General features: G+C 63.4%; 5 protein-coding genes, 4 pseudogenes and 1 other annotated feature. Of the genes and pseudogenes, 6 read left to right on the forward strand and 3 right to left on the reverse strand.

The features are described 5' to 3' along the window. The 3 genes and pseudogenes from NHL51_RS13730 to NHL51_RS13740 all read right to left on the reverse strand — a co-directional run. Window positions 1-180 (reverse strand): annotated as a pseudogene (locus tag NHL51_RS13730) (IS30 family transposase); the annotation flags it as partial. Continuing rightward, window positions 120-953: an IS3 family transposase gene (locus NHL51_RS13735; protein WP_434144639.1), complete on the reverse strand. Its 834-nt coding sequence runs from the start codon at window positions 951-953 to the stop codon at window positions 120-122. The gene NHL51_RS13735 and the pseudogene NHL51_RS13730, both read right to left, overlap by 61 nt. Next, window positions 864-995 (reverse strand) — a sequence feature (AL1L pseudoknot). Its footprint overlaps the gene before it by 90 nt. Beyond that, entirely contained in the window at window positions 950-1,279 is a 330-nt protein-coding gene (locus tag NHL51_RS13740) for a transposase (RefSeq protein WP_434144640.1), read from the reverse strand. Its footprint overlaps the feature before it by 46 nt. Before NHL51_RS13740 ends, NHL51_RS13735 begins: the two co-directional genes overlap by 4 nt. 23 nt (window positions 1,280-1,302) lie before the next feature. Here NHL51_RS13740 and NHL51_RS13745 point away from each other — a divergent pair, with 23 nt between their 5' ends. The 6 genes and pseudogenes from NHL51_RS13745 to NHL51_RS13770 all read left to right on the forward strand — a co-directional run. After that, the gene (locus NHL51_RS13745; protein WP_434144642.1) at window positions 1,303-1,911 is read left to right on the forward strand and encodes a Mu transposase domain-containing protein; all 609 of its coding nucleotides are present in this window, start codon (window positions 1,303-1,305) and stop codon (window positions 1,909-1,911) included. Then, window positions 1,908-2,354 (forward strand): annotated as a pseudogene (locus NHL51_RS13750) (ATP-binding protein); the annotation flags it as partial. The gene NHL51_RS13745 and the pseudogene NHL51_RS13750, both read left to right, overlap by 4 nt. A 143-nt stretch (window positions 2,355-2,497) precedes the next feature. Then, the gene (istA, locus tag NHL51_RS13755; protein ID WP_434144643.1) at window positions 2,498-4,150 is read left to right on the forward strand and encodes an IS21 family transposase; all 1,653 of its coding nucleotides are present in this window, start codon (window positions 2,498-2,500) and stop codon (window positions 4,148-4,150) included. Then, the gene (locus NHL51_RS13760) at window positions 4,143-4,487 is read left to right on the forward strand and encodes an ATP-binding protein (RefSeq protein ID WP_434144645.1); all 345 of its coding nucleotides are present in this window, start codon (window positions 4,143-4,145) and stop codon (window positions 4,485-4,487) included. Before istA ends, NHL51_RS13760 begins: the two co-directional genes overlap by 8 nt. A 49-nt stretch (window positions 4,488-4,536) precedes the next feature. Then, a pseudogene (locus tag NHL51_RS13765) lies at window positions 4,537-5,525 on the forward strand (IS3 family transposase); the annotation flags it as partial. Between the two features lie 134 nt (window positions 5,526-5,659). Further along, window positions 5,660-5,839, forward strand: a pseudogene (locus NHL51_RS13770) (IS30 family transposase); the annotation flags it as partial.

A 5,839-nucleotide genomic window follows, 5' to 3' on the forward strand; every position in this document is an offset into this window, starting at 1 on the left:
CGACGGCGCGTCCAAACTCAACGGTGCCATACCGCCAGCGTGACGGAACCACCGCGCCCCGACCGGCACAGACACGCCCACTTTCAGCGCCGCTTCAGCTGACGTGATACCCGTCGCGATCAGCCGCCAGAACTCCCGCTGCACCGCCCGAGAGGGCTCGGGCCGCCCTGGCGAGCGCATCGGCGGCCGTAACGCCCGATCCGCTCGCCATTGCCGCCGCACTCCCTCGGGCACATCGCTCGTCTTCGCGATCCAGTCCTTCCTCGCCACTCGTGCACACCTCCATACTCTGGGTGTTGCGACGACCAGTTGAATCCGCCCTGCGACCCCGCATCCGAGTGGTGCAGCAGCCCTGTAGTGGTGAACCCCACGTTCGTGCGCCGCCGGGTGAACAGCGACTGCTCGAGCGCGGAGAGCACCAGCGTCGTAGTCTTCGACGTCATGACTCGCCAGCCGAGGATGCTGCGGGAGAACACGTCGGTGATGAAGGAGACGTAGCAGAATCCCGCGGTCGTCCATACGTAGGTGAAGTCCGCGACCCACCACTGATCCGGACGGGACGGCCAGGACCACTGCCGCTGCACGTGATCGGGGTGTCTGGCCACTTTCGGGTCGCTCACCGTCGTCACGATCCTGCGCCGGCCTCGCCGGATCCCGCTGATCCCGGCGAGTCGCATGAGCCGCTCGACCCGATCCCGGCCGATCTCCATGCCGGCCCGCCAGGCGGCCCTCCAGAGCTTGCGGCGCCCATACAGGCGACGATTCCGTTTCCAGAGGTCGTAGAGCGCGTTCGCCACATACGCTTCGTCGAGATCCCGACTGCTGGGGCCGAAGCCCCGAGCAGCGTGAGCATAGTAGGTGGACGGGGCGACCCCGATACCGTGCTCAGCGAGCACGGTCAGGATCGGCTCGACCCCGAACCGTTCACGGTGTTCGCGCACATAGTCGATCACTGTCCGAGTTTGCGGTCGAGCTCCGCCGCTGCGAAAAAAGCTGACGCGGTCTTCAGGATCTCGTTCGCACGCTTGAGCTGCGCGTTCTCGCGCCGCAGCCGGGCAATCTCCCCACTGGCCGACTCGGCGTCCGTAGCGGACGGAGTAACTCCTTCGCCGAACTCACGGCGGAGCCATCCCCGCAGTGTGTCAGGGTTCACCCCGATCAACTCGCCGATCTCGCGGCGGGCCGCGGCCTGCGAGATCCCGCCCTCCGTGAGGCGGTCTTGGTACATGCGGATCGCGCGGGCGCGGGTCTCGTCGTCGTACTTCCGTGGTGCTGGCATGAATCCATCCTCCGTGTTAGATCATGCCCTCCGATATTCCCAGGCCGATTCAGTACGGGCGGAAGGTGCAGAAGAATGGGCATGTGGTGTGGGAGAAGAACTTCTACTCCGTCCCGTACGCCCAGATCGGTCGGAGTGTCGATCTGCGCATCACCCAGTCAATGCTCGAGATCTACCTTGGTGCTGACCGGCTCTCTTCCCACCTCCTCGCCCCAGCGGGCGTGATCAACGAGTACCGCACGCACGAGGGCGACCTCCCCAACGGGCCGAGATACCGTGAATGGGATGCAGGAAGGTGCCGTGACTGGGCGGCCAGGGTTGGCGAGCACACACTGCTGGTCGTGAACCGTGCGTTCGAGTCAGTTCCGGTCGAGGAGCAAGCACTCGACCCGGTGCTTGCGGTGTTACGCCTCACGAAACGATACTCAGCTGCCAGGGTCGAGCGGGCATGCGAGATCGCGCTTCAGAGCCGGGTCCGATCTCCCCGGTATGCGCATCTGAAACCAATTCTCGAGACCAGACAGGACGAGAACAGCAGAACACACCCGAGGTTCGAGCCCGCAAGCGAGCAGGCAGCGCCTCCCGCCGGGTATGTGCGTGGCGCCGCTTACTACGCCGGGAGTGTCAAGTGAGCGAGATCGGTAGTGAGACCAAGCGGAAACTCCGGGAAATGGGAGTGGGATCACTGGTCGACGCGTTCGACCGGCAAGATGAATCGCTCGCTCTGGGCTTACCGTTCGGGGAACGCGTGAGCCTGGTCGTTGACGAGGCCTACACCACGTTCAACCAGGCCAAAGTCGAGGGCCTCATCCGGAGGGCAGGGCTGCGTTACCCCGACGCGGAGCTGCGCCGGCTCGATCTCCTCGAAGAACGAGGCCTTGACCGCGGGATGATCGCGCAACTCGGAACCTGCACCTTCATCGATCGGCGCCAGAACGTCGTGTTCCAAGGTTTCACTGGGTCGGGGAAGTCGTACCTCGGGTGCGCGCTCGCCCGGGCTGCATGCCAGCACCGATACCGGGCGCACTACATCCGAATGCCCGATCTCGAAGAAATCTGGGCGTCAGCGGCCGACTGTTTAGCCGTGCCTTTCGGTAGCGCGTGTGGGTCTATTCGGTAGCATTCGCGGGTGCATTCGGAGCGGTTGCTTACCGGATACCTCAGGATTGCTTTCACCCACGACTGTTGGAGGTCGTGGCCGTTGAAAGGAATCCCTATATGGCCGACTACCGGCGAATCATGACACTGCTACTCGAGCAGCGTTCGTATCGGCAGATCGAGGTGGTGGCTGGCTGCTCGCATCGCGCGATCGCGAGAGCCCGCCGTACGCTCGACGAGCAGCAGATCACGAATCCTGCTCAGCTTGAGGCGCTGACCGCCGAAGACCTCGATCGGTTCTTCTCCGATGGTCGAAAGAGCGTCACGGGCGAGTTCGTGCCGGTCGATCTCGACACGATCGTCCGGGCCCGACTCGGCCGGAAGAAACCCCCGCTGAAGGTGCTCTGGTCGAAATATCTCCATGCCGAGGCGTCATCTGGTGCCCGGCATTATGGGTACGACCGGTTCTGCGAGATCGTCGCCGAACATGTGCGCACGCATGACCTCACAGCCCCGATCACGCATGTGCCGGGGCACACGATGCAAGTCGACTGGGCGGGCACCCGCATGCTGCTCACCGACCCGATCACGAAAGCCACGACGAAGGTATCGGTGTTCGTCGCGTCGCTGCCGTACTCCGGCCTCGTGTACGCGCGCGGCTATCTCGATGAGAAGCAGCCAGCTTGGCTTGACGCTCATCAGCGAGCATTCGAATACGTGGGCGGTATCCCTCTGCTGGTGGTGCCTGACAACACGTCGACGGCATCAAACCAGATCAGTAAGACCGAGCGCGCCCGCGACGTCAACAGTTCATACGCCGAGTTCCTCGAGCACTACCAGACCGCCGCGGTCCCAGCGCGCGAGTACCGGCCACGCGATAAAGGCAATGTCGAGGCCGGCGTGAAGATCGTCACGAACTGGGTCATCCATTATCTCGATGACCAGATGTTCGCGTCGCTCGATGACCTGAATGACGCCATCACTGACCGTGTGGAGTGGATCAACCAGAGGACCCCGTTTCGAGGTGAGGAACGTAGCCGCTGGGAATGGTTCACTGACGCTGAGAAGTCAGAACTGCTGCCGTTACCCCAGCAGCGTTGGGAACCAGTCGAGTGGCGGAAAGCGAAAGTGCATCGTGACTGGCATATCCAACTCGACACGATCAAGTACTCCGTCCCGTACGAGTTCGCTGGCCTGAGTGTGGACGTCAGAATCATCGGCGAGCAGATCGATGTGCTCGCCGCGGGCGAGGTCATCACGTCTCACCAGCGAGGCCAGCACCGGAACGGGTATGTCACCGACCCGGAGCATGCACCCGCCTACCTCGCAGAAACGATAGGGCTGTGGACTCGTGCGTACTTTCTTCGGCAGGCTGCGAAGGTTGGCCCCAGCACAGTGACCGCGCTCGAGCAGCTCCTCGACGGGAAGAAGATCGAAGCCCAAGGGTTCCGCTCCTGCATGAATATCCTTGACCTTGGCAAACGAGCAGGGAGACCCCTGCTGGAGCAAGCCTGCCAGGGCCTCATCGCAGATGAGCACCGGCAGCTCAGCTACACCGCTGTCAAGCACGCCATCACCGCGCTGAAAGCGGAGCAAGACGCGCGCCCCAGCAGCCAGTACACGAGAGAAAGCTCGCCGGGGAACAGATCGCTCTCACGCATCGCGAGTCGTGATACCAGTCGGGCTCACCTGTCAGGCCCCGAGGCGTTCAGTCTCGACGCACTCACCGGTGGGCAAGAGCAAGCCCAGGCTAAGGAGGGTAGTGATGCTTGATCAGCACCTCACGCCTGACGACATGCCCCTGTTCACGAGACTCCGCATGACCGCGTTCGGAGAGACCGTGATCGCGATCGCGAACGACCCCGACTGTGACGAATGGTCGTTCTCCCAGAAGATCCGACACGCACTCGACCGAGAGACCCAGGCCCGGGGTGAGCGACGACTCCTGAAGCTACTCAAAGCGTCACGCACCCCGAACCCAGCCGCATGCATCGAGGACATCCACTACCTCGATGGCCGCTCGTTGAACCGTGAGGTTGTCACCCGACTCGCAGCCTGCCGATGGGTCGACCACACCACGAACCTGGTGATTCTCGGATCATCAAGCTGAACCGTCCCGGGTTTGATGCCGCTTCCTTTCGAGTTGAAAGGATGGCTTCATGCCAAAGAAGATTGACCCCGCCCTCCGAGACCGTGCCGTCAGGCTCGTGCTCGAACACCGGGCCGAGTATCCCTCGACCGCGAAAGCGATCGCAGCCGTCGCACGCCAAGAAGGCATCGGTGCGGAAACGCTTCGCCGTTGGGTCGTGCAAGCCGAGATCGATGCCGGTAGCCGCGACGGACAGACCAGCGAGGAACACGCTGAGATCCGCCGTCTCAAGGCCGAGAACCGGCGGCTGCGCGAAGACGTCGCGATCTTGAAAGCAGCGACGACTTTCTTCGCGGGGGAACTCGACCCCCGCAACCGTTAATGGTGGGCTTCATCGATCAGATGCGAGCCGAAGGGCATGCGGTCGAGTCGATCATCCGCGTTCTGCGTGAGCAGGGCGTGCAGATCGCCGCGCGCACTTACCGGGCCTGGCGGCAAGGCCGCGTCAGCTCCCGAACCGTGACCGACGCGCTCGTACTCGACGCGGTTCGAGACACTGCCTGGGTAGTCGAGGAGCTCGCTGATGGTACCCAGCGCCGCAGGATGACTCCGGAGGGACTGTACGGGCGTAAGAAGATGACCGCGTTCATCCGCCGCACCCGGATCTCGGATGCGTCTCGTGGCGCGGTCGACCGGGCAATGCGGGCCCTCGGGCTACAAGGGACCACGAGAGCGAAAGCGATCCGGACCACGATCCCCGCGAAAGATGGAGGGATCCGTGCCGGTGATCTGCTGAATCGTGATTTCACGGCGCCGAGACCTGATCACACCTGGGTCACCGACTTCACCTACGTCAGAACCTGGGCCGGTTGGGTGTACGTCGCATTCATCGTTGATGTGTACTCGCAAAGGATCCTGGCCTGGCACGCGCAGACTAGCAAACACACCGATCTCGTGATGATCCCGCTGCGCATGGCGTTATGGGAACGCGAGCGGCAAGGCCACCCCGTTGGCCCCGGCCAGTTGCGCCATCACAGCGACGCGGGATCTCAGGGCGGATTCAACTGGTCGTCGCAACACCCAGAGTATGGAGGTGTGCACGAGTGGCGAGGAAGGACTGGATCGCGAAGACGAGCGATGTGCCCGAGGGAGTGCGGCGGCAATGGCGCGCGGATCGGGCGTTACGGCCGCCGATGCGCTCGCCAGGGCGGCCCGAGCCCTCTCGGGCGGTGCAGCGGGAGTTCTGGCGGCTGATCGCGACTGGTATCACGTCAGCTGAAGCGGCGCTGAAAGTGGGCGTGTCTGTGCCGGTCGGGGCGCGGTGGTTCCGTCACGCTGGCGGTATGGCACCGTTGAGTTTGGACGCGCCGTCA

The organism is Leucobacter sp. gxy201, from assembly GCF_051043335.1.
Classification (GTDB): domain Bacteria; phylum Actinomycetota; class Actinomycetes; order Actinomycetales; family Microbacteriaceae; genus Leucobacter.